Source organism: Salinisphaera sp. Q1T1-3 (genome assembly GCF_003602005.1).
In the GTDB taxonomy this organism is placed as follows: domain Bacteria; phylum Pseudomonadota; class Gammaproteobacteria; order Nevskiales; family Salinisphaeraceae; genus Salinisphaera.
Genome location: NZ_QZWD01000001.1, coordinates 396,589 through 420,823, shown reverse-complemented (window position 1 = coordinate 420,823; position 24,235 = coordinate 396,589). Strand labels below are relative to the sequence as shown.

At 64.9% G+C, this 24,235-nt stretch carries 23 protein-coding genes; 17 read left to right on the top strand and 6 right to left on the bottom strand.

The window, feature by feature from the left end; all coding sequences use genetic code 11:
* The first annotated feature begins 165 nt into the window (after nucleotides 1-165).
* From tilS to truD, 6 genes are all read left to right on the top strand, one after another.
* Nucleotides 166-1,503 carry a tRNA lysidine(34) synthetase TilS gene (tilS, locus tag D3260_RS01920; protein WP_120096853.1) on the top strand — a complete coding sequence of 446 codons (1,338 nt, stop codon included), beginning with the start codon at nucleotides 166-168 and terminating at the stop codon, nucleotides 1,501-1,503.
* A 40-nt stretch (nucleotides 1,504-1,543) separates the two neighbouring features.
* Nucleotides 1,544-3,187 (top strand): CTP synthase, encoded by a 1,644-nt coding sequence (locus D3260_RS01915; protein ID WP_199671305.1) that lies wholly within the window; start codon nucleotides 1,544-1,546, stop codon nucleotides 3,185-3,187.
* Nucleotides 3,184-4,026 carry a 3-deoxy-8-phosphooctulonate synthase gene (kdsA, locus tag D3260_RS01910; RefSeq protein WP_120096852.1) on the top strand — a complete coding sequence of 281 codons (843 nt, stop codon included), beginning with the start codon at nucleotides 3,184-3,186 and terminating at the stop codon, nucleotides 4,024-4,026. The genes D3260_RS01915 and kdsA overlap by 4 nt, the downstream gene beginning before the upstream one ends.
* Nucleotides 4,027-4,097: 71 nt before the next feature.
* The gene (gene eno / locus D3260_RS01905) at nucleotides 4,098-5,381 is read left to right on the top strand and encodes a phosphopyruvate hydratase (RefSeq protein WP_120096851.1); all 1,284 of its coding nucleotides are present in this window, start codon (nucleotides 4,098-4,100) and stop codon (nucleotides 5,379-5,381) included.
* A gap of 75 nt (nucleotides 5,382-5,456) precedes the next feature.
* Nucleotides 5,457-5,786 (top strand): cell division protein FtsB, encoded by a 330-nt coding sequence (ftsB, locus tag D3260_RS01900; protein ID WP_120096850.1) that lies wholly within the window; start codon nucleotides 5,457-5,459, stop codon nucleotides 5,784-5,786.
* Nucleotides 5,787-6,089: 303 nt separating this feature from the next.
* On the top strand, nucleotides 6,090-7,166 hold the full coding sequence (gene truD / locus D3260_RS01895) for a tRNA pseudouridine(13) synthase TruD (RefSeq protein WP_120096849.1): 1,077 nt from the start codon (nucleotides 6,090-6,092) through the stop codon (nucleotides 7,164-7,166).
* Here the strand turns inward: truD and D3260_RS01890 are convergent, their stop codons facing one another.
* Nucleotides 7,167-7,730 carry a Smr/MutS family protein gene (locus tag D3260_RS01890; RefSeq protein ID WP_233543912.1) on the bottom strand — a complete coding sequence of 188 codons (564 nt, stop codon included), beginning with the start codon at nucleotides 7,728-7,730 and terminating at the stop codon, nucleotides 7,167-7,169.
* Between the two features lie 129 nt (nucleotides 7,731-7,859).
* Here D3260_RS01890 and surE point away from each other — a divergent pair, with 129 nt between their 5' ends.
* The 8 genes from surE to recJ all read left to right on the top strand — a co-directional run bounded on the left by surE (nucleotide 7,860) and on the right by recJ (nucleotide 16,878).
* Nucleotides 7,860-8,609, top strand: coding sequence for a 5'/3'-nucleotidase SurE (gene surE, locus D3260_RS01885; RefSeq protein WP_120096848.1), 750 nt, complete (start codon nucleotides 7,860-7,862; stop codon nucleotides 8,607-8,609).
* A gap of 41 nt (nucleotides 8,610-8,650) precedes the next feature.
* Nucleotides 8,651-9,286 (top strand): protein-L-isoaspartate(D-aspartate) O-methyltransferase, encoded by a 636-nt coding sequence (locus D3260_RS01880; RefSeq protein WP_120096935.1) that lies wholly within the window; start codon nucleotides 8,651-8,653, stop codon nucleotides 9,284-9,286.
* Nucleotides 9,280-9,861 carry a YqaA family protein gene (locus D3260_RS01875; RefSeq protein ID WP_120096847.1) on the top strand — a complete coding sequence of 194 codons (582 nt, stop codon included), beginning with the start codon at nucleotides 9,280-9,282 and terminating at the stop codon, nucleotides 9,859-9,861. The genes D3260_RS01880 and D3260_RS01875 overlap by 7 nt, the downstream gene beginning before the upstream one ends.
* The gene (locus tag D3260_RS01870) at nucleotides 9,861-10,862 is read left to right on the top strand and encodes a peptidoglycan DD-metalloendopeptidase family protein (protein WP_158583344.1); all 1,002 of its coding nucleotides are present in this window, start codon (nucleotides 9,861-9,863) and stop codon (nucleotides 10,860-10,862) included. Before D3260_RS01875 ends, D3260_RS01870 begins: the two co-directional genes overlap by 1 nt.
* A gap of 126 nt (nucleotides 10,863-10,988) precedes the next feature.
* Nucleotides 10,989-12,197 carry an alanine transaminase gene (gene alaC / locus D3260_RS01865; RefSeq protein WP_120096845.1) on the top strand — a complete coding sequence of 403 codons (1,209 nt, stop codon included), beginning with the start codon at nucleotides 10,989-10,991 and terminating at the stop codon, nucleotides 12,195-12,197.
* 25 nt (nucleotides 12,198-12,222) lie between these two features.
* Entirely contained in the window at nucleotides 12,223-13,536 is a 1,314-nt protein-coding gene (locus D3260_RS01860) for a homoserine dehydrogenase (RefSeq protein WP_120096934.1), read from the top strand.
* On the top strand, nucleotides 13,536-14,924 hold the full coding sequence (thrC, locus tag D3260_RS01855; RefSeq protein WP_120096844.1) for a threonine synthase: 1,389 nt from the start codon (nucleotides 13,536-13,538) through the stop codon (nucleotides 14,922-14,924). Before D3260_RS01860 ends, thrC begins: the two co-directional genes overlap by 1 nt.
* A gap of 202 nt (nucleotides 14,925-15,126) precedes the next feature.
* Nucleotides 15,127-16,878 carry a single-stranded-DNA-specific exonuclease RecJ gene (gene recJ / locus D3260_RS01850; protein WP_120096843.1) on the top strand — a complete coding sequence of 584 codons (1,752 nt, stop codon included), beginning with the start codon at nucleotides 15,127-15,129 and terminating at the stop codon, nucleotides 16,876-16,878.
* Between the two features lie 342 nt (nucleotides 16,879-17,220).
* On the opposite strand, the gene D3260_RS01845 is transcribed toward recJ, so the two are convergent.
* From D3260_RS01845 to sufB, 5 genes are all read right to left on the bottom strand, one after another.
* A complete protein-coding gene (locus tag D3260_RS01845; protein ID WP_120096842.1) occupies nucleotides 17,221-17,541 on the bottom strand; it encodes a non-heme iron oxygenase ferredoxin subunit in 321 nt (106 codons plus the stop codon).
* Nucleotides 17,542-17,575: 34 nt separating this feature from the next.
* Nucleotides 17,576-18,832: an aminotransferase class V-fold PLP-dependent enzyme gene (locus D3260_RS01840; protein WP_120096841.1), complete on the bottom strand. Its 1,257-nt coding sequence runs from the start codon at nucleotides 18,830-18,832 to the stop codon at nucleotides 17,576-17,578.
* A gap of 19 nt (nucleotides 18,833-18,851) precedes the next feature.
* Nucleotides 18,852-20,189: a Fe-S cluster assembly protein SufD gene (gene sufD, locus D3260_RS01835; RefSeq protein WP_120096840.1), complete on the bottom strand. Its 1,338-nt coding sequence runs from the start codon at nucleotides 20,187-20,189 to the stop codon at nucleotides 18,852-18,854.
* Nucleotides 20,186-20,947, bottom strand: a complete 762-nt coding sequence (gene sufC, locus D3260_RS01830) for a Fe-S cluster assembly ATPase SufC (protein ID WP_120096839.1) — start codon at nucleotides 20,945-20,947, stop codon at nucleotides 20,186-20,188. The genes sufD and sufC overlap by 4 nt, the downstream gene beginning before the upstream one ends.
* A gap of 78 nt (nucleotides 20,948-21,025) precedes the next feature.
* The gene (gene sufB / locus D3260_RS01825) at nucleotides 21,026-22,513 is read right to left on the bottom strand and encodes a Fe-S cluster assembly protein SufB (RefSeq protein ID WP_120096838.1); all 1,488 of its coding nucleotides are present in this window, start codon (nucleotides 22,511-22,513) and stop codon (nucleotides 21,026-21,028) included.
* A gap of 395 nt (nucleotides 22,514-22,908) precedes the next feature.
* On the opposite strand from sufB, the gene D3260_RS01820 reads away from it, so the two are divergent.
* The 3 genes from D3260_RS01820 (at nucleotide 22,909) to D3260_RS01810 (ending at nucleotide 24,218) form a co-directional block, all read left to right on the top strand.
* On the top strand, nucleotides 22,909-23,367 hold the full coding sequence (locus tag D3260_RS01820) for a DUF3015 family protein (protein WP_120096837.1): 459 nt from the start codon (nucleotides 22,909-22,911) through the stop codon (nucleotides 23,365-23,367).
* Between the two features lie 124 nt (nucleotides 23,368-23,491).
* Nucleotides 23,492-23,935 (top strand): thioesterase family protein, encoded by a 444-nt coding sequence (locus tag D3260_RS01815; RefSeq protein ID WP_120096836.1) that lies wholly within the window; start codon nucleotides 23,492-23,494, stop codon nucleotides 23,933-23,935.
* Nucleotides 23,928-24,218 carry a SelT/SelW/SelH family protein gene (locus D3260_RS01810; RefSeq protein ID WP_120096835.1) on the top strand — a complete coding sequence of 97 codons (291 nt, stop codon included), beginning with the start codon at nucleotides 23,928-23,930 and terminating at the stop codon, nucleotides 24,216-24,218. Before D3260_RS01815 ends, D3260_RS01810 begins: the two co-directional genes overlap by 8 nt.
* Nucleotides 24,219-24,235 lie beyond the last annotated feature (17 nt).

Sequence of the window (24,235 nt, the reverse complement as noted above, 5' to 3'; positions counted from 1 at the left end):
TCGGGTTGGGCCACAAATCACGCCCGGCGGCTCGCGCCTTGCCGGACACACGGCGGTCTCTCGACGAAAAGGCGCTCGAACGAAACCTCAACACGCCCTAGGCCCGCGGTCGGCGCGATGCCGACCGACGATTGATTCACGGCGTTGCCGCCGCGGGGCGCCTGCATGACGGACGATCACGCGCTGCTTTGTGCCCTCGCGACGCCGCCGGCCGATACGGCGCGGCTCGTCGTGGCCTTCAGTGGCGGGCGGGATTCGGCGTCGTTGTTGCACGCTCTCGCATCGCAGGCGGGCGGGCCGACGCTCTGTGCGGTGCATGTCTGTCACCATCTCGAGGCGCAGTGCGAGGGCTGGGCGGCCTTCTGCACGCGACAGGCCGAAGCCCTCGGCGTGCCGCTGACCCGGCTAGATGTCGCCGTCGATGTCTCGCAGGGCGGCCTGGAGGCCGCAGCACGGGCAGCGCGATATGCCGCGATCGCGGACTGGCTGGCGCCCGGCGATGTCCTGGTTTGTGCGCACCATGCGCGTGATCAGGCCGAGACCGTCCTGTTGCAGGCCCTGCGGGGGACCGGCATGCGCGGGCTGGCGGCGATGCCGCGGCTTGCAGCACTCGGGCCCGGTCGGCTCTGGCGTCCGTGGCGTGACGTGTCGTCCGAGGCCATCGCGGCCTATGCCACGCGCCACACTCTCGACTACATCGACGACCCGTCGAACACCGACCCACGTCGTGAACGCGGCTGGCTCGATCAGACCATCTGGCCGGCACTGGTCGCACGTCGTGCCGGGGTGGTCGGGGCGCTGTCACGCGTAGCCGAGCGTGCCGCGGAGGCCACGGCCGCGATCGAGGCGCTGGCCGGGGTCGATCTGGCCGCGTCAACGAGCGCCGACGGGGCGTTGTCCATCGCCGCACTGGCCGGGCTGTCGGCGCCGCGCCGCGCCGAGGTCCTGCGACGCTGGCTCGGCGACAATGCGGCCGACGTGCCCGATCATCGACAGATCGCGGCGCTCGCAGGCCTGCTCGAGGCGCGCGAGCACAACAGTCCGCGCGTGGTCTTCGGCGCGACTGAGGTCCGACGGTTCGACGGCCGGCTCTTCGTGATGCGACGACTCGCGCCGCCGCCCGATGGCGTATTCGCCTGGACCGGCCCGGCAACCGTGGCATTGCCCGGCGATGCCGGCTGTCTGGCCCTGGACGCGCCGGTCCCGGCGACGGCCTGGCCGGATGCACTCACGGTCGTCTTTCGGCGCGGCGGCGAGCGCATCGTGCGCGCCGACGGTCGACGAATCGCGCTCAAGGACTGGTTGCGCGAGCAGCGCATCGCCCCCTGGGTGCGTGAGCGCATGCCGCTGATCTACGTCGCGGATCGTCTCGTGGCGGTCGCGGATCGTTGGCTTTGTGCGGATTGGCCGGCCTGTTTCGCCGGGTTCGATGTCCGGCCCCGATGGCGCCATGAGCTGGTCGGCGACCCGGGCTGCGTTGTCGCTTCGCGGGCTTTGGGCTAGCATGCGCGGCAAGCCACCCCGTACACCTTTCTGAGCGCGCATGTCAGGGCACGCCAACGGCACTCGTTATATTTTCGTCACCGGCGGGGTCGTCTCCTCGCTCGGCAAGGGTATTGCTGCCGCCTCGCTGGGCGCGCTGCTTGAAGCACGGGGCCTTTCGGTTTCGGTGATCAAGCTCGACCCGTATCTGAACGTGGATGCGGGCACCATGAGCCCGTTCCAGCACGGCGAGGTTTATGTCACCCGTGACGGCGCCGAGACCGATCTGGATCTCGGTCACTACGAGCGTTTCTTGAAGACGCGGACCTCGCGCCTGTCGAACTTCACGACCGGCCAGATCTACAATAACGTCATCAACAAGGAACGCCGCGGCGATTATCTGGGCGGTACTGTCCAGGTCATTCCGCACATCACCGACGAGATCAAGCGCTGCATCCTGGAAGGTGGCGAGGGCGCAGACATCTGTCTCGTCGAGATCGGCGGAACGGTGGGCGATATCGAATCGCTGCCGTTTCTCGAGGCGATCCGTCAGTTCGCGGTCGAGCTGGGCCATGATCGTGTGCTGTTCATGCATCTCACGCTCGTGCCCTATATTCCGTCGAGCCAGGAGATGAAGACCAAGCCGACGCAGCATTCGGTCAAGGAGCTGCGCTCGATCGGCATCCAGCCGGATATCCTCGTCTGTCGCGTGGACCGCCCACTGCCGGAGAACGAGCGCCGCAAGATCGCGCTGTTCACCAATGTCCAGGATCGCTCGGTCATCGCGGCCGAGGACGTCGACGATATCTACAAGATGCCGAGCCTGCTCCAGAGCCAGCATCTCGACGATCTCGTGATCGGGCATTTCGGCATGGCCGCGCCGGTCGCCGATCTGTCGAACTGGTCGGCGCTGGTCGATGCCCGCACGAGCCAGGATGTTTCCGTGCGCGTGGCCATGGTCGGCAAATACGTGGATCTCGCCGATGCCTACAAATCGGTCAACGAGGCGCTGTCGCACGCCGGGTTGCATACGGCCACCCGCGTCGAGATCGATTACGTCGATTCCGAGGCCGTCGAGCGCGATCCGGAAGGCGCGCTGTCCGGCGTGGATGCGATTCTCGTGCCCGGGGGATTCGGCGAGCGCGGCATCGAAGGCAAGATCGCGGCCGCACGCCATGCGCGGCGGCACGGCATTCCCTATTTCGGCATCTGTCTGGGGATGCAGGTCGCCTGCATCGACTATGCACGCGATATCGCCGGTCTGAGCGAGGCCCACAGCACCGAGTTCCGGCCCGATGCGACCGATCCGGTGATCGCGCTGGTGACCGAATGGCACGATGCCGGCGGCGAACGCCAGATCCGCGACGAGAACGTCGATATGGGCGGCACCATGCGACTTGGTGAGCAGCGCTGCCGCCTGGTGCCGGATACGCTGGCTCGTCGCTGCTACGACGCCGACGACATCTACGAGCGACACCGGCATCGCTACGAGTTCAACAACCACTATCGCGATCGACTGAGCCAGGCGGGGCTGGTGTTCTCCGGCTTCTCGGTCGAGGACGATCTGGTCGAGATCGTGGAAATCACCGAGCATCCGTGGTTCCTCGGCTGTCAGTTCCATCCGGAGTTCACGTCCACGCCGCGCGCAGGACATCCGCTGTTCATCGGTTTCATCGCCGCGGCACGCGAGCGGAGGCAGGGATGAAAATCGACGACTTCACGGTCGGCATCGACCGGCCGCTGTTCCTGATCGCGGGACCGGACAGTCTGGAATCCACGCAGCTGGCCGTGGATGTGGCCGGGCATGTCGCCGAGATCTGTCGCGAACTGGGAATCGGCTACGTTTTCAAGGGCTCCTTCGACAAGGCCAATCGCAGCTCACACACGAGCTACCGCGGGCCCGGCATCGAAGCCGGTCTCGAATCCCTGGCCACGGTGCGACGCGAAATCGGCGTGCCGGTCACAACCGACGTGCATACCGACGCCCAGGTCGGCCCGGTGGCCGAAGTGGTCGATGTACTCCAGACGCCGGCCTTTCTCTGTCGCCAGACCGATTTCATTCAGGCGGTCGCGGCCGCGGGCAAGCCGGTCAACATCAAGAAGGGACAGTTCCTGTCGCCGGCCGAGATGTCCGGTGTGGTGGCCAAGGCGCGCGAAGCCGGCAATGCGTCGGTCATGGTCTGCGAACGCGGGTTCTCGTTCGGCTACAACAATCTGGTGGTCGACATGCGCGGCCTGGCGATGATGCGCGCGACACAGGCGCCGGTCGTCTTCGATGCCACGCATTCGGTACAACTGCCCGGCGGGCTCGGCACGGCCTCCGGTGGTGCGCGTGAGCACATCAGTGTGTTGTCGCGCGCGGCGGTCGCGGCCGGCGTGTCGGGTCTGTTCATGGAGACGCATCCGGATCCCGATGCTGCGTTGTGCGACGGACCGAATTCGCTGCCGTTGGCGCATATGCGCGAACTGCTCGAAACCCTCGTGGCACTCGACACGGTGGTCAAACAGCGTCCGTTCATGGAAGATAGTTACCGCACCGGTTAACGGGGACCGGTTTCCGGGAGCGGCGCTCGCGCCGGTCTCGTGTCAATAATTCACGTCAGTCTTCGAAGCTTATGTCCAAGATTTCCAACACGCGCGCATATCAAGTCATCGATTCTCGTGGCAATCCGACTGTCGCGGTACGGGTCGAACTCGACAGCGGCGCGCACGGTCTGGCCATGGTGCCGTCCGGTGCGTCGACCGGTAGTCTCGAAGCGGTGGAGCTGCGCGACAATGATTCGACGCGTTTCCTCGGCAAGGGCGTGACCCGAGCCGTGGCCAACGTCAACGGTGAGATCGCGAAGAAGGTCAAGGGCTTCGAGGCCGATGATCAGGCCGGGCTCGACAAGATGCTCATCGAACTCGATGGCACGGACAACAAGGGCCGCCTGGGCGCCAACGCGCTGCTGGGCGTCTCGCTGGCCGTCGCGCGCGCGGCCGCCAATGATTCGCGCCAGGGGCTGTATGCCTTTCTGGGCCACGACGATGCGACGCATCTGCCGGTGCCGATGATGAACGTCATCAACGGCGGCGAGCATGCCTCGAACAATGTCGATATCCAGGAATTCATGATCGTGCCGGCCGGCATGACCAGCTTCTCGGACGCACTGCGTTGCGGCGCCGAGGTGTTCCAGCATCTGAAGAAGCTGCTCGGCGAGCGCGGCATGTCGACGGCGGTCGGCGACGAGGGCGGGTTCGCCCCGGACCTGCCGTCCAACGAGGCGGCCCTCGAAACACTGGTCGAGGCCATCGAACGCGCGGGTTACGCCCCGGGCGAGGAAGTCTTCCTCGGCATCGACGCCGCCAGCACCGAGTTCTACGAGGACGGCACGTACAAGCTGTCCGGCGAGGGCAAGGACTACGACGCCAAGGGCTTCGTCGATTATCTGGCCGACCTCGTCGATCGTTATCCGATCATCACGATCGAGGACGGCATGGCCGAGGATGACTGGGACGGCTGGGCCTTGCTGACCGAGCGTCTGGGCGACAAGATCCAGCTCGTCGGCGATGATCTGTTCGTGACCAACACGCGCATCCTGCAGAAGGGCATCGAGCAGGGCATCGGCAACTCGATCCTCATCAAGCCGAACCAGATCGGTACGCTCACCGAGACGCTGCGGGCGATCGACGTGGCCACGCGTGCCGACTACACCGCGGTGGTCTCGCATCGTTCCGGCGAGACCGAGGATTCGACGATCGCCGATGTGGCCGTGGCCACGTCCGCGACCCAGATCAAGACCGGGTCGCTCTCGCGATCGGATCGCATCGCCAAGTACAACCGGTTGCTCATGATCGAGGCCGAGCTCGGCAGCCGCGCGGTTTACCCCGGCAAGAAAGCTTTCAACGTCGAAATCTAGTTGGTACGCGACGCAGCGAAAAGCGCGTCCGCGCCGTCTTCTGGACAGGCGTCGCCGCCGCGGTACACTCGACGCATGTACCGCGTCGTCATCGTCGTGTTGTTGCTGGTCTTCGCCGCCCTGCAGTATCGGCTGTGGGTCGGCGATGGCAGCGTTGCCGAGATCAGTCGCATCGATACGCAGCGTGATGCCTTGCATGAGGCCAACGCCAAGGCCGAGGCGCGCAACGATGCAATGCAGAAGGAAGTCGACGATCTTAAGGCCGGCGAAGGTGCTTCCGAAGGGCGTGCGCGTAGCGAAATGGGCATGGTGAAGCCGGGTGAGACGTTCTTTCTCACGGTTCCGGACGGCCAGGATGCATCGGATGGCGATGCCGACAGATCCGACGCAAACGACCAGCCTTAGGTCTGGTCGTTGCGCGATATGAGGTCGCATGGCTCGCGCCCGGCGTGTCAGGCAAGGTGCGAGTTGCCGATCGTGGCGTGCCACGATCAAGGCTCGCAACGCTGGCAGGCGCCCATCGTCGATTTTTCATGGGCGGCCCAACCCGAAGGGACAAGCGCCCCAAAATCAAAAACACGACGGCAATCCAGCGTTGTAGCCCACTGGTGCAGCATGGCTGCACGGCGCGCACTACGCCTCGTCTTGCCGCACAACAGCGTTTGGCGCGGACTCGCACGAAACCTCAACACGCCCTAGGCTCTGCCCATGTCCGATCAAACCGTTGTGGATGTCGACGCGCTGGCGCGGGTCGGCGAGTCCGGTCTGTATGGCCGTTTTCGATGTGAGCCGGCGGATTTCCAGGTCGAGGAGGTGCTCTCGCATCCGTTCGACGGCGCTGGCGAGCATCTGTGGCTCTGGGTCGAAAAGACCGGTCTGACGACACCACAGGCGGCCTCGCGCCTGGCCTCGGCCTGTGATCTGCCGGCCCGTCAGATCGGCTTCGCCGGGCTGAAGGATCGACACGCGGTGACGCGCCAATGGTTTTCCGTCACCTGGCCGATCAAGGCGGCCACACCGGTGTGGCCGGACACGCCCGAGCTGCGTGTGCTCGCCGTGCATCGTCACGGGCGCAAGCTCAAGCGTGGCGCCCATGATGCCAATCGATTCATCCTGCGAGTGCGCGACGTGCAGGGCCTGGACGAATTCGACAGCGAGGCAGCCGGCGCGCGCGTCGTGCGTGACGGGGTGCCCAATTATTTCGGTGCCCAGCGGTTCGGCCGGTTCGGTGACAACGTCGAGCTGGCCCGCGCGCTGTTCGCCGGTCGTCGCCTGCCACGCGGCAAGCGCAGCATGGCGCTGTCGGCCGCGCGCTCGTTCATGTTCAACGAAGTGCTCGATGCCCGCGTGCGTGATGGTTCCTGGAACCGGGCCATGGACGGCGACGTGTTCATGCTCGACGGCAGCCACAGCGTCTTTCGCGCGGCCGATAGCGACGAAGATGGAGCCAGTCTGTCGCGTCGCGTGGTCGAGCGGGATCTGCATCCGACCGGGCCCATGCCCGGGCGCATCGGCTCACGCAGCCGTTTGCCGAGTGGCGATGCCGCGGTGATCGAGGATCGCGTTCTGGCCACCCATCCGGATCTGTGCGATGGGCTGGTCGCCGCCGGGGTGGACGCCGATCGTCGTGCGTTGCGCCTGTGTGTCGATGATTGGTCGCTGGCGCCGGCCGGCGATACGCTCCGGGTGCAATTCTCATTACCGAGCGGGGCGTTCGCTACGACGGTGCTGCGCGAGCTCGGGCGGTTCGTCGATGCGCAGACCGAGCCTTCGACCGACGATTGATCAGCGCTTCTTGAGCAGAACGTAGAGGGCACCGGTGCCGCCATCGACCGGGCGGGCCGAGGCGTAGGCCAGCACCTCTTCGCGTTGCGCGAGCCAGCCGGCGACCTTGGTCTTGAGAATCGGCCCACGATGGCCCGAGCGCAGCCCCTTGCCATGGATGACGCGGATACAGCGATGACCGCGATCCAGCGCGTCTTGCAGGAATTCCGCGAGACAGCGACGCGCGACGTCCACGATCATGCCGTGCAGATCGATTTCGCCGTCACAGCGATAATGCCCCCGCCGCAGGCGCCGGATCACCCCGAGCTGGACGCCGGTCTGTCGATGGACGAGATCGTCGCCGGTGGCGATATCCGGATCGGGCGGTGGCGCATCCAGCAGTTCGGCGACCACGGCGACTTCGTCGGCTTCTCGCATGCGCGGACGAGCCGAGGGGAGTCGGCGTTCCGGCGGACGGCGCGGTGCACCGGCAACTCGTTTGACAGGGCCGACGGCATCGCGAAACAGCGCGCTGTCGGCATCGTCCACCGGCGGCGGGTCGGATTTGTCGGACGATCGGCTCACGGTGATGGCTTCCTTGCCGGCGCGTAGACGCGCGTCGTCGAGCGCGCCGGTTCAAACAGTACGTCGGTAAGTTATGCTATAGGGGCGACGACGTGCTTGCACGCGATACCCCTTGCCAAGACGAATCTGATGCGATTATTGCTGAGCAATGACGACGGCTGCCATGCGCCCGGTCTCGCGGCGCTCCAGGCAGCGATGGCCCGTGTGTGCGACGACGTGATTACCGTGGCACCGGACCGCAACCGCAGCGGTGCATCCAACTCGCTGACGCTGGAGCGGCCTCTGCGCGTGCGCGAGGTTGGCCCACATGTCTTCTCGGTCGACGGCACACCGACCGATTGCGTGCATCTGGCCACGACTGGCCTGCTGGACCGCGATGCCGACATGGTGATCTCCGGCATCAATGCCGGTGCCAACATGGGCGACGATGTCCTGTATTCGGGCACCGTGGCGGCCGCGACCGAAGGACGCACGCTCGGCCTGCCCGCGATCGCGATTTCGCTGACCGGCGACCGCTTCGAGCATTTCGATGCCGCGGCCCGGGTCGCGGCCGATCTGGTGGGCTGGGTACGACGACATCCGCTGCCGGCCGACACCATTCTCAACGTCAACGTGCCGGATCGGCCGTTCGAGTCGCTGGCCGGATATCGCGCCACCCGGCTCGGCAATCGACATCGCGCCGAGCGGCTCATCGAGGACGAGGATCCGCGCGGACGCCGGGTCTACTGGATCGGCCCGGCCGGCGGCGAGGCGGATGCCGGCCCCGGCACCGATTTCGACGCCGTGGCCAACGGTTATGTCTCGATCACGCCGCTACAGATCGATCTGACCCGACATGCGAGTCTCGACACCTTGTCGGACTGGCTCGACGGCCTGTGAATCAGGAACCGGACAAACACCCGCATGTGCTGGGTTTCGGCATGGCCAGCGCGCGCAGCCGCAGTCGCCTGCTCGACCGGCTCGGACAACTCGGTATCCGGGACGAGCGCGTCCTCGAGGCGATGGGGCATGTGCCGCGACATCTGTTCGTTGACGAGGCCATGTCGAGCCGGGCCTACGACGATACGGCGCTGCCGATCGGCTACGGCCAGACCATCTCCCAGCCGTTCGTTGTTGCCCAGATGACCAGCCAGGTGCTGGCCCATGGCGCGCCGCGAAACGTGCTCGAGATCGGAACCGGCAGTGGCTATCAGGCTGCCGTACTCGCCGAGCTGGTGGCGTCGGTGTACACGGTCGAGCGCATCAAGCCACTCTATGACCGGGCCCGGCACCGCCTGGCCGAGCTCGGTTATCGCAACATTCGGATCCGGGAGGCGCGTGACGATGTGCTCGGCCTGCCGGCCTATGGGCCGTTCGAGGCCATTCTCGTGACCGCGGGGGCGGAAGTGCTGCCGGAAAGTCTGTTCGGCCAGCTGGCCGACGGGGGGCGCATGATCGTGCCGGTCGGCGGTGGCGGCCAGCAGCGGCTGGTGATCGTGCGGCGCCAGGGCGACAGTTTCGTACGCGAGTACCGCGATGCGGTGAGCTTCGTGCCGCTGATCGAGGGTGAATCCTGATGTGGCGCGCGCTCTACGCCCGGACCGTGCGGCTTGCCGGCCATCGGCATGCACCGGCCTGGCTCGGCGGGCTGGCGTTCGCCGAGAGCTCGTTCTTCCCGATTCCGCCGGATGCCATGCTGGTGCCCATGACGCTGGCGCGTCCGGCGCGGGCCATGCGGTTCGCGTTGATCACCACACTCGGTTCGGTGGCCGGCGGGTTGCTGGGTTATCTGATCGGGGCATTGTTCATCGACTCGATCGCGCCGTGGCTTGACGAGCTCGGCTATCGCGATGGCTACGATACGGTACGGCACTGGTTCGCCGCCTACGGTTTCTGGGCGGTCCTGTTCGCCGGCTTTGCGCCGGTGCCCTATAAACTGTTCACGCTGGCCGCCGGCGGCCTCGGGATGCCGCTGCTGCCGTTTGTCGCCGGTTCGCTCGTCGGGCGCGGCGCACGTTTCGTGCTCATCGCCGGGCTGACGCGCGCGCTCGGCCCGGTGTTCGAGCAACGGCTACTCAAATATCTGGACTGGATCGGATGGACACTCGTCGCGCTCGTGATTGTCGGCTACGTGGGCTATCGCCTGATCTGATGCGACGCCTGGCTCTGGCAGCATTGGTGATCCTCTTGCTCGGCGGCTGTTCGATCGACCGTGCCATGCGCCCGGAAAGCTACACCGTGCAACGCGGCGACACGCTGTCGGCGATCGCGGCCGATTACGGCGTGGACTGGCAGGCCCTGGCACGCTGGAACCGGATCGGCCCGCCGTATCGGCTGCATGTCGGTCAGACGCTCTATCTGAAACCCTTCCCGCCGATCGACTACGGCCGTTTCGCCAATAATGCGAATGCCGGCGCGTCGGCTCGGCCGGGCCCGCAGGTCGCCCGGCAACCGACCGCGGATCGCCAGGCGACACACGGACAAACGCGCGCCTCGCATCCCACAACGACACGCACGCCGGCTGCGGCGTCCAGCGGTATATCCATGCCGTCATCGACGCCCCGGGGGCCGGCCATCGACAACGGCTCGGCGGCGGCGTCGGCCGGACCGGCATCGCCTGCGTCATCGGCGCCTGCGCCGGCGGCCGAGAAGACCACCGCACCGGCGTCATCATCCGAGCCGGCAGCTGCCCCGACGCCGTCGGGCAGCGACGAACAAGGCATCACGGCCGCATCGGAGTCCACGCCGGCCGGGCGTGCTGCGGTCAAGGCCGGCGGGCCGAGCGAGGACGGCTGGCAGTGGCCGGCCAGTGGTTCGCTGCTGCGCGGCTACGATCCGGATGATCGTCATCGCGGCATCGAAATCGGCGGCCAGACCGGGACGCCGATCTATGCCGCGTCCAGCGGCACGGTGGTCTACAACGGAACGGGCCTGAAAGGCTACGGACGTCTGATCATCATCAAGCACGACGCGCACTATCTGTCTGCCTACGGATTCGTCGAGCACAGTCGTGTGACGCAGGGCCAGACCGTCGCCGCCGGCGCCCAGATCGCTGACATGGGGCTCGGCCCGGGCAACAAGCCCATGCTGCACTTCGAGATCCGCCGCGACGGCGACCCCGTCAATCCGGAAAAGCTGCTGCCCTCGCATTGACCGCCATGCCGGGGCATGACGCCGCCTGATCGGTAGTGTCGGCCCCGCGAATCTGGCAGACTCGCCGATTCATCGCACGGCGCGCGCAGCGTCGTGTATCCGCCAGGCCCAACCGACTGAATCATCATGGCCGACGCATCGTCCAAATCCAATTTCGCGCGGATCAATCGCCTGCCGCCATACGTGTTCGCGATCATCAACGAACTCAAGCAGGCGGCCCGAGCGCGAGGCGAGGACATCGTCGATTTCGGCATGGGCAATCCGGACCAGCCGACGCCGTCGCATATCGTCGATAAACTGACCGAGAGCGTCCAGCGTCCGGACACGCATCGCTATTCGGCATCGCGTGGCGTGCCGCGGCTGCGTCAGGCGGTCTCGGCCTGGTACAAGCGTCGTTTCGATGTGGACGTGGATCCGGATGCAGAGGCCATCGTCACGATGGGCTCGAAGGAAGGGCTGGCCCATCTCATGCTGGCGATTCTCCAGCAGGGCGATCAGGTTCTCGTGCCCAATCCGGCCTATCCGATCCATACCTATGGCGCGGTGATCGCCGGCGCTGATGTGCGTCATATCCGGGCAATGCCGGATACGGACTTCTTCGCCGAAGTTGAAAAGGCCATCAAGGAATCCTGGCCGCGGCCGAAGATGCTGCTGCTCAATTTCCCGTCGAATCCCACCACTCAGGGCGTGGATCTGGCGTTTTTCGAGCGCATGGTTGCCATGGCGCGTGAGTACGATCTGTGGATCGTCCAGGACCTGGCCTATGCCGATCTGACCTTCGACGGCTACGAAGCCCCGTCGATCCTGCAGGTCGAAGGCGCCAAGGACGTCGCGGTCGAGTGCTTCACGTTGTCCAAGAGCTACAACATGCCGGGTTGGCGCATCGGTTTCATGTGCGGTAATCGCGAGCTCATCGCCGCACTGTCGCGCATGAAGTCGTATCTGGATTACGGGATGTTCACGCCCGTGCAGATCGCGGCCATCGCGGCACTCAATGGCCCGCAGGACTGCGTGGAGGAAATCCGGACACTGTATCGGGACCGGCGCGATATCCTGTGCCGTGGCCTCAACAGCATCGGCTGGCCGGTGATCCCGCCGAAGGCGACGATGTTCGTCTGGGCCGAGATACCGGACGCTTATAAAGAGATGGGGTCGCTGGAATTCACCAAGAAATTGCTGGCCGACGCCCACGTGGCGGTCTCGCCGGGCATCGGCTTCGGCGAATACGGCGATACGCATGTGCGTTTCGGTCTGATCGAGAACGATCAGCGCACGCGTCAGGCGCTGCGCAACATCAAGCGCATGTTCAAACGCGACGGCGTCGTCGCGGCATAAACGACTCACAGACAGGATTGACATGATGGATGCGGTCAAGGTCGGTGTTCTCGGCCTGGGCACGGTGGGTGCCGGCGTGGTGAACCTGCTCGAACGCAACGGCGACGAAATCGCCCGGCGCGCCGGGCGCGAAATTCGCGTGACCCGGGCGGCGGTGCGCAATCCCGCTCGCGAGCGGGAGTGTGATACCCGCGGCATCGAACTCGGGACCGATTGTCAGGCGATCGTCGCGGATCCGGCGATCGATGTCGTCCTCGAACTGATCGGCGGCGACACCGAAGCCTATGACCTGGTCATGGCTGCGATCGCCAACGGCAAGCACGTCGTCACGGCCAACAAGCACCTGATCGCGTTGTACGGCAACGAGATCTTCGCCGCGGCCGACGAGGCCGGGGTGGTCGTTTCCTTCGAGGCGGCCGTGGCCGGCGGGATCCCGATCATCAAGGCGATACGCGAGTCGCTGGCGGCCAATCGGATCGAATGGGTGGCCGGCATCATCAACGGGACCGGCAACTTCATTCTCTCGCAGATGAATTTCGAGGATGTCTCGTTCGAACAGGCGCTGGCCGATGCCCAGGCGCGCGGCTTCGCCGAAGCGGATCCGACCTTCGACGTCGAGGGCATCGATGCCGCACACAAGCTCGCGATCATCGGCAGTATCGCTTTCGGGATTCCGCTGTCGTTCGATCGGATCGTCACCGACGGCATCCGGCGGATCGCGGCCGACGATATCGAATACGCCGCCGAGCTGGGTTATCGCATCAAGCATCTCGGCATCGCCCAGCGCCAGGATGATGGCGTATCGATGCGTGTGCACCCGACGCTGGTGGCCGAGCGCGCACTGCTGGCCAACGTCGAGGGTGAGAAGAACGCGATCATGGTCTACGGCGACGCGGTGGGCCCGACGGCCTACTACGGCGCCGGTGCCGGAGCCGGGCCGACGGCCTCCTCGGTCGTGGCCGACATGATCGACACCGCGCGCATGATGAGCGTCGATCCGAGCGGTCGGGTGCCGCATCTGGCCTTCCAGCCGGATCAGATCGCCGAAGTGCCGATTCTGGGCTCCGAGGATTTCGTCTGCGGCCACTACTTCCGGGTACAGGTCGCCGACCAGACCGGCGTCATGGCCGAGATTACGCGTTTGCTGGCCGAGCGGGCGATCGGCATCGAGGCCATCCTGCAGAAGGACCCGCCGACCAGCGACGACGATGCCCGCATCATCATCATCACCAAGCGCGCCCGGGAAGCCACGCTGATGGACGCGCTGTCGCACATCATGGCGCTGCCCACCACGCGCGAAGGCGTGGTGCACTATCGGGTCGCGGAGTTCGAGGACTGATGCGCTACGTCAGCACGCGCGGCAATGCGCCCGCCATCGGATTCGAGGATGTCGTGCTCACCGGCCTGGCGCCGGACGGTGGCCTCTATGTGCCCGAGCATGTCCCGCAGTTCTCGCACGACGAACTCGCGGCGATGTCCGGGTTGTCCTATGCCGAGATCGCGGTCCGCGTGATGCGGCCGTTCGTGGGCGAAGCCATCGACGACGACGTCTTCGCGGCCATCGTTCACGAGACCTATGCCAGTTTCAATCACGATGCCGTGGTGCCGCTGGTTCAGCTCTCGCACGATCATCACCTGTTGGAGCTGTTTCACGGGCCGACGCTGGCGTTCAAGGACATTGCGCTGCAGCTTCTCGGTCGCCTGCTGGATCATTTCTTGGGCCGACGTGGCGAGCAGGGCGTGATCATGGGCGCAACCTCGGGCGATACCGGCTCCGCGGCCATCGAGGGCTGTCGGGCGTGCGACAACCTCGATATCTTCATTCTGCATCCGCATGAGCGGGTCTCCGAGGTCCAGCGTCGTCAGATGACCACGGTGGGCGCGGCCAACGTGCACAACATTGCCATCCGCGGCGATTTCGACGATGCCCAGGCCATGGTCAAGGCCAGTTTCGCCGATCAGGCATTTCTCCAGGGCACGCGGCTGATCGCCGTCAACTCGATCAACTGGGCACGGATCATGGCCCAGATCGTCTATTACGTCGCCGCAGGCGTGGCCCTGGGTGCGCCGCACCGGGCAGTCTCGTTCACCGTGCCGTCGGCCAATTTCGGCAACCTGTTCGCCGGTTATATGGCCTATCGCATGGGGCTGCCGGTCGCGCAGTTCGTGATTGCGACCAACGCCAACGATATCCTGCACCGCACGATGGCGGACAACGATTTCTCGCGTCGTGCGCTACAGGCCACGCTCGCGCCGTCGATGGATATTGTCGTCTCGTCGAATTTCGAGCGCCTGCTGTTTGAGGCCTACGGGCGTGACAGCGACCGTCTGGCTCGCTTGTTGGCCGACTTTGCCGAGGGCAAGGCCCGAATCGACGACGAAGCGCTGGAAGCCCTGCGCAATCTGTTCTCGAGCCACACCGTGGACGACGAAACGATTCTCGAGGTCATTCGCGAGGCGCATGCCCATACCGGGCAGCTGCTCGATCCCCATACAGCCTGTGGCTACCGTGCGGCACAGGTCTGTCGAGCCGACGCAGCGACGCCCATGATCACGCTGGCCACCGCGCATCCGGCCAAGTTCGAAGCGGCGATCGTCAAGGCAGGTTTCGAAGGCGCGCCGCTTCCCGAGGCCATGCACGATCTGATGACGCGCGAAGAGCACTACGATGTGCTCGACGCCGAGCTCGAAACCGTGCAGGCATACGTGGCGGCCAAGCGCCACTGAGTGCGACCGTGCCCTCGCTCCGGCGTCGTGCCGGGTGAGGGCGCCGACGCGTCGTCGGGCTCTGATCCGGGGCTGCCCGCCTTCGATGCATTTGCGCACGGGCGCTTGGCCTTGATGCGGCGGGCGGCGCTTTCGGCGGCGTGTCGCAGCCCGGGACATGGCTGCCATGTTGCCGCTTGGCATGAATCGAACCGAGGAGCCCATGGCGTCAGGCCAACCCCGACATGTCGACGACGAAAGCCCGCGTATCGTCGAGCGCGAGCTGACGGGCGACGTGACGGCTCTGGCGTATCTCGGCCAGCCGCTGCTGGCTCGTATCTATGCCGGCCGGGGCATCGCTGATCCGGCCGAGCTCGACTATGCGCTATCGCACCTGCCGGATTTCTCGGCGCTGAAGGGCGTCGACGGGGCGGTTAGCATTCTCTGCGCGGCCATCGATGCCGGCGCCCCGATCTGCGTCGTCGGGGATTTCGACGCAGACGGTGCGACCAGTACGACACTGGCGCTGGAGGCGCTTTCGGCCTGCGGTGCCGTCGCGGTGGATCATTTCATGCCGCAACGGGCGACCCATGGCTACGGTCTGTCGCCGTCCGTCGTCGAGGCGCTCGGGCCGCCGAGCGCTGCCGGCGCGGTGCTGTTGACGGTCGACAACGGTATCGCTGCCCATGCCGGTGTCACCGCGGCCCGGGCGGCCGGCTGGCGTGTGGTCATCACCGATCATCACCTGCCGGGCGATACGCTCCCGGCCGATGCCGAAGCCGTGGTCAACCCGAACCAGCCCGGCTGCGAGTTTGCGAGCAAACGCCTGGCCGGCGTCGGCGTGGTGTTCTATCTCATGGCGGCACTGCGAGCGCGTCGGGCTGCGCAGGGGGCAACGCATCTGCCGCGCCTCGGGGATTTTCTGGATCTCGTGGCTGTCGGTACCGTGGCCGATGTCGTCCCCCTCGACCACCTCAATCGCACGCTCGTCGCCCAGGGGCTGCGCCGCATCCGCGCGGGTCGAGGGCGCCCGGGCATTGTCGCACTCGCCGATATCGCCGGCCGCGATCATCGCCGTCTGACGCCCGATGATATCGGCTTTGCCATCGGCCCGCGGATCAACGCCGCCGGACGGCTCGATGACATGGCGATCGGTGTGCACTGCCTGCGTGCGGCCGATCCCGACACGGCGCGGGCGGCCGCCGAGCAACTATCGGCGATCAACCGCGACCGACGCCGGGCCCAGCGACGCATGGTTGCCGATGCCGAACAGGCGCTGGCCCATCTGTCGTTGTCCGGCACGGACATGCCGGCGGGGCTTGTCGTCCACGGCGCGGACTGGCACGAGGGCATCGTGGGGCTCATCGCCGCCCGCGTGCGTGAACGGGTTCATCGTCCGGTCGTGGCGTTTGCGCCCGGCGCGAACGGCGAACTGAAAGGATCGGCCCGGTCGATTCCCGGCGTGCATGTTCGCGATATCCTTGCGGCGATCGATGCACGGCACGCCGGGCTCATTCGTCGTTTCGGGGGACACGCGCAGGCCGCGGGCCTGAGCCTGGCGGCAGCTGATCTCGATGACTTCAGGCAGGCGTTCGATACCGCCACAGCCGACGTTCTGACGCCGGCGCTGCGCACACGCGCGTATCTGACCGACGGTGAGCTCTCGGCCGGCGATTTCACCCTCGAGACCGCGAAACGCCTGCGCGACGCCGGGCCCTGGGGCGCCGGATTCGAAGCGCCGCTGTTTCACGGCCGATTCCACATCCTGAGCCAGCGCATCGTCGGCGAGCATCACCTCAAGCTACGCCTGTCGCCGGCCGCCGGCGACGCGCCTGCGATGGCCGGTATCTGGTTCAATCGGGAGGAGACGCTGGAGGAGACGATCGCCCATCGGCTCGTCTTCCAGCTTGCGGTCAACGAGTTCCGGGGCCAGGAAAACCTCGACCTGATCGTCGTGCACGCCGAGCCAGCCTAGGGCCTGTTGATGTTTCGTGCGAACCACCGGTCGTCGAATTGTCGTGGGCGGCCGGAGTGATCGCGACAAGCGCGCCGAATCAAAAACAGGGCGGCAACCCGCGTTCGTACCTGGTGACATCACACCCACGCACCATGCGTGTGATCCGAGTCCTGTCTCATGGCCCGTCTCGGGAAGCGCTCGGCGCCTCAGCCGCACGACACGCCGAGCGACCAGGTGACCGCTGCGCCATGGCATGCCCTGAAGCGAGCGATCACGCCGGTCGGAATCGCTCGACGCGTATGGGGTGACCCGGGCAGCCTGTGTCAGGCCGCGTCGTGCAACTTATCGCTATAGTCAGGGTCAGTCGAAACGATCGTCGCGAACCTGCACAACCCCGTTTTCGACGCGGGTGGGGAAGGTATCGACATCTTCGTAGGCCGGCGCCGACAGGGCCTTGCCGTTCTTGATGCAAAAGCGTGCGCCATGTCGTGGGCAGATCACTTCATCGCCCTCGACCTCACCACTGGCGAGCTCACCGCCGTCGTGGGTGCACATGTCCTGAATGGCGTAATAGCCGCCATCCTGATGGAAGACGGCGATCATCGTGTCGTCCACATCCACGATACGGCACTGGCCGTTCTCGAGGTCGCCGTCCTGGCAGACGTCGGTCCAGTCGGTCATGTTCGAATCCTGAAAGAGTCGTTCGACGGCTGCTTCAGCCGAAAATGCGTTGGATGCTTTCGAGGCCCGCAATCAGCGCATCCACATCAGCATCCGTGTTGTAGAGCCCGAAGGAGACACGCGCCGTCGCCGCAACCTGGAAACGCTCCATCACCGGCATGGCACAGTGGTGGCCGGTGCGTATGGCAATACCGGATTCGTCGAGAAGCGTGCCGATATCGTGTGCGTGTACGCCGTCCATGACGAACGAGATGATGCCGGCCTTGCCCGGTGCCGTGCCGACGATGCGCAATCCGTCGATGGCCTGCATGGCTTCGGTCGCCCGCGTGAGGAGTTCGTGCTCGTGCGCGAAAACCTCGCCCATGTCGAACTGCGAGACATAGTCAATGGCGGCGCCGAGCGCGGCGGCGCCGGCAATGTTCGGCGTACCGGCTTCGAACTTGTAGGGCACGTCGTTGTAGGTCGTCCCGGCGAAGGAGACCTGTTCGATCATATCGCCGCCGCCCTGATACGGGGGCATGTCCTCAAGCAACGTTTTCTTGCCGTAGAGCACGCCGAAACCGGTCGGGCCAAACAGCTTGTGTGCCGACATGACATAGAAATCGGCATCGAGCGCCTGCACATCGACCTTCGCGTGCGCAACCGCCTGTGCGCCGTCGATCAGCGTCGTGGCGCCGGCGGCGTGTGCGGCCTCGATCATGTCGGCGACCGGAAGCACGGTGCCGAGCGAATTCGAGATATGGGCGAATGCGGCGATGACGGTTTTCGACGACAGGTGCGCCTTGAAATCCGCAAGCGAGACGCTGCCGTCATCGCCAATCGGGACCACGACCACCTTGGCACCCGTGATTTCGGCGATCATCTGCCAGGGCACGATGTTGGAGTGATGCTCCAGCTCGGTCAGCAGAATTTCGTCGCCGGGCGACAGTCGTGGTCGCGCGAAACACTGGGCTACCAGGTTGATGCCGTCGGTGGTCCCGCTCGTGTAGACGATCTCGTCTCGCGAGGCGGCGCCGAGAAACGCTGCGGCCTTGTCCCGGGCCCCCTCATACTGAGCGGTAGCGCGTTGCGACAAGGTATGAATGGCGCGATGCACGTTGGCATTGGCATGCCGGTAGTAAGCGTCGCTGGCATCGAGAACCGCCGCGGGTTTCTGGGTGGTGGCGGCGTTATCGAGGTATACCAGTCGCTGCCCGGACGGCAGCGCTTCTTCCAGAATCGGGAAGTCACGACGCACACGTTCCGCGTCGAAACCGTTCTTCATCGCGGATAGGGGCTGGACTTGCGACATGGGATACCTCGTTTGACGATCAGGCGAGATCTGCGAAAGCGGTGCCGCCCGGCAGCTTCACCAGCATGGCGGCTTCGACGTACCGTGCCACCGCTGGCATGCCGATCTGCTCGATGAGCGACTTGGCGAAGCTGTAGGTCAGAATCGCACGCGCGCCTTCCTCGTCGACCCCGCGGCTCTTGAGATAGAACACGGCGTCTTCGTCGAGCTGCCCGACGGTCGAGCCGTGGCCGGCCGTGACATCGTCGGCGTAGATCTCCAGCTCCGGCTTGGCGTCGACTTCGGCCTTGTCCGATAGCAGCAGGGCATCGCAGGACAGGTCCGAGTCGGTCTTCTGGGCATCCTTCTGGATCAGGATCATGCCGTTGAAGACGCCGCGGCCGTGGCCGGCGAGAACGCCCTTGTAACGCTCACGCGAGATGCTGTGCTCGGTGGCATGCTCGATGCGCGTGTGGTTGTCGATATGCTGTCGCCCGGTGGGCAGATAGACACCGTTGAAATGGACTTCGGCGTTCTGGTCGACCAGGCGCGTATTGGTGTTGATCCGGGCCAGACGGCCGCCGAGATCCACGCCGTGGTTGTAGACACGCGAATCGCGGCGCTGTTCGGCGAAGAAGCTTGAGACGTGATAACCACGACCGGATTCCTGCTGCAGTCGCACCCGTGTGAGCTGGGCGTTGCGGCCCATGACAGCCTCGGTCACGGCATTGGCGAAATACGCCTTGTCACCGAGCCCGATGGCGTGCTCGACGATCGTGGCCTGGCTGTTCTCGCCCATCACATAGCGATGACGAACCTGCGTCATGCGCTCGTCGACGGCGCCGGAGGCCACGCTGATCACATGCAGGGGTTTGTCCAGCACGGCACCGGCGGCGGTTTCAATATAGGCGCCGTCGGTGAACAGCGCGGCATTCATCGCGCTCAGGCTACCCGGTTCCTCGGAGATCTGGGCGGCCTTGACGGTCGCGCCTGCATTATCGTTCAACCAAGCGGCGAACGAGCGCACGGTCACGCCTTCGGGCAGGCGATCCAGATCGGACAGGCCGGCAACAAAGTGGCCGTCAACGAGCACCAGTCGATAGGCCTCGAGCCCTTCGGGAAGAAACGCGGCGATGTCGTCCATGCCGATCGCGTGCGGCGTGTCCGACAGCTCGAAGCGTCGCTTCTCGACCGGTGCGAGGCTGGTGTATTTCCAATCCTCCTGACGGGTGTTCGGGAAGCCGGCCTCGGCGAACCGCGCCAGCTCGGCCGAGCGGCCTCGCTTCGACTCGTCACTGCCCGGCAGATCGCGCTCGACGCGTGCATACTCCGCCAGGTAGTGGTCGATGCTGGGTTCGATCTGTTCGACAGCGCTCATGATGCGGTCGCGGCCTCGTCGGTTTCGAGATTGGCATAGCCCTCGGCTTCGAGGGTGTCGGCCAGTTCCGGCCCGCCCGATCGGACGATACGTCCCTGATAGAGGACGTGGATGCGGTCCGGCACACAGTGCTCGAGCAGACGCTTGTAGTGCGTGACGAGAACGACCGAGCGCTCGGGCGAGCGCAGGCGATTGATACCGTCGGAGACCACTTTCAGTGCGTCGATATCCAGGCCGGAGTCGGTTTCATCGAGCACGGCGAGGCTCGGCTCGAGCATGAGCATCTGGAAAATCTCGTTGCGTTTCTTCTCGCCGCCCGAGAAATCCTCGTTCACGCCGCGCTTGGCCATTTCCATGCTCATGCCGACGTGCGCAATCTTCTCCTGCGCCATCTGCATGAAGTCGACCGCATCAATCTCCGGCTCACCGCGATACTTGCGTCGGGCGTTGAGCGCAGCCCGGAGCAAGTAGAGGTTGGAAACACCCGGAATTTCGACGGGATACTGGAACCCCAGGAATACGCCTTCGCAGGCGCGCTCGTCCGCCCCGAGCTCCAGAAGCTCCTTGTCCTTGTAGATCACGCTGCCTTCGGTGATCTCGTACTCCTCGCGGCCGGCGAGAATGCTGGCCAGCGTGGACTTGCCGGAACCATTCGGGCCCATGATGGCATGAACTTCGCCATCCGGGATCTCGAGATCGATGCCGCGAAGGATCGGCTTGCCCTCGACCTCGGCGTGTAGATTCTTGATTGAAATCATAGAGGTTTCGACTGTTGAAATTAAGACAGGCCCGTGCCGACCGGCACGGGCCCGCTGAAGGGGCCAGCGCCGATTCGATCAGCCGACCGCGTTCTCGAGCGTGACGTTGAGCAGTTTCTGTGCCTCGACCGCGAACTCCATCGGCAATTCCTTGAAGACGTCCTTGCAGAAGCCGTTGACGATCAGGCTGACCGCGTCCTCCTCGGATAGCCCACGCTGCTGACAGTAGAACATCTGGTCTTCGCCGATCTTGGAGGTGGTGGCCTCGTGTTCAAGCTTGGCGGTGCTGTTCTTCGACTCCACGTAGGGGAACGTGTGTGCGCCACACTTGTCACCGATCAGCAGGCTGTCGCACTGGGTGAAGTTCCGGGCATTGACCGCGCTTGGCAGGATCTTGACCAGGCCACGGTACGACTGTTCGCCGCGTGCGGCGGAAATGCCCTTGGCGATGATCGTCGACTTGGTGTTCTTGCCGACGTGAATCATCTTGGTGCCGGTATCGGCCTGCTGCATGCCACGCGTGACGGCCACCGAGTAGAACTCGCCGACCGAGTCGTCGCCGTTGAGCACGCAGCTCGGATACTTCCACGTGATCGCCGAGCCTGTCTCGACCTGTGTCCAGGAGATCTTCGAGCGATCACCGCGACAATCGCCACGCTTGGTCACGAAGTTGTAGATGCCACCGCGGCCGTTCTCGTCGCCCGGATACCAGTTCTGAACCGTCGAGTACTTGATCTCGGCGTCGTCTTCGGCAACCAGCTCCACAACGGCCGCATGCAGCTGATTCTCGTCGCGCTGCGGTGCCGTGCAGCCTTCCAGATACGAGACGTGGCTGCCTTTCTCGGCGACGATCAGCGTGCGTTCGAACTGGCCCGTGTTCTCGGCGTTGATACGAAAATACGTGGAAAGCTCCATGGGGCAGGTCACGCCTTCCGGGATGTAGACGAACGAGCCATCCGTGAACACCGCTGCGTTGAGCCCGGCGAAGAAGTTGTCGCCGCGCGGTACGACCGTGCCGAGATGCTTGCGAATGAGCTCGGGGTATTCCTGGATCGCCTCGGAGATCGAGCAGAAGATCACGCCGGCATCGGCGAGCTTCTGCTTGAACGTCGTGGCAACGGATACGCTGTCGAATACGGCGTCGACCGCGACGTTGCTCGATGTTGACGGGTACTCCGCACCCTCGACACCGGCCAGCATTTCCTGCTCGCGCAGTGGGATGCCGAGTTTCTCGTAGGTTTCCAGCAGCTTCGGATCGACTTCGTCGAGGCTCTTCGGCTTGTCCTTGGCGGACTTGGGCGCCGAGTAATAGGAGATCTTCTGGAAATCGATCGGCGCATAGTGCAGGTGCGGCCACTTGGGCATCGGCATCTGCTGCCACTGACGGAACGCTTCGAGACGCCATTCCAGCATCCAGTCCGGTTCGGATTTCTTCGCGGAAATGAACCGGATGACGTCCTCGTTGAGGCCGGGGGCCACCGTGTCCGACTCGAGATCGGTCACGAAGCCGGCTTCGTACTCACGCTCGGCTACCAGTGTTTCGACGTCTTCCTCGTGTGCGGCCATAACAACTCGGATCGGTTGAGAATTCGTTTTTTCGAACGAAAGTATAACGCGAAAGGGCGGTACGCTACATTGTCGTCTTTCGATGCGCCTTATAGTAGGGCGCTATCGTTTGCCTTCAAGCGGCAACGGTGTCGCGGGGCCGGCCTGGCCGGCGTGCGACGCGACATCGGGTGCGCTCTGAATCGAGCCCGTACAGCAAGACGAGGCCCGGTGCCCACCGGCGATCTTTTCTCCGGCCGGCCGAGACTCGGATCGGCGCCTTGCCGGACATGATGCGTGGGCGGCCAAGGCACGTTCGGATCGCAGCCCGCCGGTCTCGACGCTATTGCGCTGCATCGAAGCGTCGCGGTTTAATACTGATTCACAACAATTAATCTTGTTCAGGGAGAACGCTCATGCGTAGGCTTCTTTGTCTCGGCGCCATCGCCGGCGCGGGCCTGGCGGCGGCCGGATGTTCGCAGATTACCGTGACTTCCGACACGCTGGTCAACGGCACCGCACGTATTGCGGACGCGACCACGAACGCAGTCCAGCAAACCAGCGACGCGACGACGAACGCGAGCCGCAACGCGTTCGCGCAAAACCACGATGCACGCCGCAAGTTCGTGCATTCGCAGTACGCCATGCTCAAGAGCGAAGCCGCACGCGGTCGCGGTGAGGACCTCGATGCGCTGGCCTACATGATGCGCGAGCAGGACAAGCAGGCCTTTGCCGACACGGTACAGGCCCACTATCAGACGCTGTTTTCCGGGAAGCCCTCGGCTGATGCGTTCCTGTCGCGGCTGTACGGTGTCGTGGGTACGCCATCCGACATGTCGACGGTCGTACAGGCTGATACGCTGGCTGCCAGCTGATCACCCGCGTGTCCTGAAAGCCGGCGCCCGTCGCCGGCTTTTTCGTGTTCGGCCGTCGGCCGGCATCCAGCTGAATCCGATCAGGGGTCGATTTCGTCGTTCTCGACCCGGAAAGAGCGAGCTTATGCCACAACGTGATCGCTGGGACATCGACGTGCCTTTCTTCGTGGAGATCACGGTCGAGGCCGCCGATATAGACCGTTTGAATCACGTCAACAATTCGGTCTACATGCGCTACATGGAGCATGCGGCCTGGCAGCACACGCTTGCGCTCGGCCTCGATTGGCAGCGCTACACCGAGCTCGATGCGGCCTGCGTCGTGCGACGCCACGAAGTCGACTACCTGGCGGCCGCGGTTCTCGGGGACCGTCTGCAGGTCGCGACCTGGATCGCCGAGAACGACGGACGTCTGGCGATGTGGCGATGTTTCCAGATCCGCCATGCCGATACGGGCCGCACCATCTTTCGCGGGCGTACGCAGTATGTGACGGTCACGCTGTCGACCGGCCGACCGCGGCGCATGCCCGAGGCATTCGTGGCCGCTTACCGTCCCGCCGGTGATGGCTGAGCCGGCCGCACACCGGCCGCGTATCGCCATTCGCTACTGTCCTGCCTGTCGCTGGGTGGTGCGGGCGGCATGGATGGCCCAGGAACTGCTCACCACATTTGCCGATGATCTGGGTGAAGTCGCGCTCGTACCGGCCGAACAGGGTGTGTTTCAGATCTGGCTGGATGACGAATGTCTGCACGATCGGCGCGCGGCGGGCGGATTTCCGGAAACCAAACCGATCAAGCGCCTGATCCGCGATCGTATCGCGCCGGCTCGCGACCTGGGCCACTCCGATCGTTGACGCCGGGCATGGCCGGT

Excerpts from the sequence above, each read along its gene's own strand:
- D3260_RS01860 (WP_120096934.1), top strand. The coding sequence starts at position 12,223 with ATGGATGCGGTCAAGGTCGGTGTTCTCGGCCTGGGCACGGTGGGTGCC.
- surE (WP_120096848.1), top strand. The coding sequence starts at position 7,860 with ATGCGATTATTGCTGAGCAATGACGACGGCTGCCATGCGCCCGGTCTC.
- sufC (WP_120096839.1), bottom strand. The coding sequence starts at position 20,947 with ATGATTTCAATCAAGAATCTACACGCCGAGGTCGAGGGCAAGCCGATC.
- D3260_RS01815 (WP_120096836.1), top strand. The coding sequence starts at position 23,492 with ATGCCACAACGTGATCGCTGGGACATCGACGTGCCTTTCTTCGTGGAG.
- alaC (WP_120096845.1), top strand. The coding sequence starts at position 10,989 with ATGGCCGACGCATCGTCCAAATCCAATTTCGCGCGGATCAATCGCCTG.
- D3260_RS01880 (WP_120096935.1), top strand. The coding sequence starts at position 8,651 with ATGGCCAGCGCGCGCAGCCGCAGTCGCCTGCTCGACCGGCTCGGACAA.
- thrC (WP_120096844.1), top strand. The coding sequence starts at position 13,536 with ATGCGCTACGTCAGCACGCGCGGCAATGCGCCCGCCATCGGATTCGAG.
- D3260_RS01810 (WP_120096835.1), top strand. The coding sequence starts at position 23,928 with ATGGCTGAGCCGGCCGCACACCGGCCGCGTATCGCCATTCGCTACTGT.
- D3260_RS01840 (WP_120096841.1), bottom strand. The coding sequence starts at position 18,832 with ATGTCGCAAGTCCAGCCCCTATCCGCGATGAAGAACGGTTTCGACGCG.
- D3260_RS01915 (WP_199671305.1), top strand. The coding sequence starts at position 1,544 with ATGTCAGGGCACGCCAACGGCACTCGTTATATTTTCGTCACCGGCGGG.
- D3260_RS01845 (WP_120096842.1), bottom strand. The coding sequence starts at position 17,541 with ATGACCGACTGGACCGACGTCTGCCAGGACGGCGACCTCGAGAACGGC.
- D3260_RS01820 (WP_120096837.1), top strand. The coding sequence starts at position 22,909 with ATGCGTAGGCTTCTTTGTCTCGGCGCCATCGCCGGCGCGGGCCTGGCG.
- D3260_RS01870 (WP_158583344.1), top strand. The coding sequence starts at position 9,861 with ATGCGACGCCTGGCTCTGGCAGCATTGGTGATCCTCTTGCTCGGCGGC.
- eno (WP_120096851.1), top strand. The coding sequence starts at position 4,098 with ATGTCCAAGATTTCCAACACGCGCGCATATCAAGTCATCGATTCTCGT.
- sufB (WP_120096838.1), bottom strand. The coding sequence starts at position 22,513 with ATGGCCGCACACGAGGAAGACGTCGAAACACTGGTAGCCGAGCGTGAG.
- recJ (WP_120096843.1), top strand. The coding sequence starts at position 15,127 with ATGGCGTCAGGCCAACCCCGACATGTCGACGACGAAAGCCCGCGTATC.
- tilS (WP_120096853.1), top strand. The coding sequence starts at position 166 with ATGACGGACGATCACGCGCTGCTTTGTGCCCTCGCGACGCCGCCGGCC.
- truD (WP_120096849.1), top strand. The coding sequence starts at position 6,090 with ATGTCCGATCAAACCGTTGTGGATGTCGACGCGCTGGCGCGGGTCGGC.
- sufD (WP_120096840.1), bottom strand. The coding sequence starts at position 20,189 with ATGAGCGCTGTCGAACAGATCGAACCCAGCATCGACCACTACCTGGCG.
- ftsB (WP_120096850.1), top strand. The coding sequence starts at position 5,457 with ATGTACCGCGTCGTCATCGTCGTGTTGTTGCTGGTCTTCGCCGCCCTG.
- kdsA (WP_120096852.1), top strand. The coding sequence starts at position 3,184 with ATGAAAATCGACGACTTCACGGTCGGCATCGACCGGCCGCTGTTCCTG.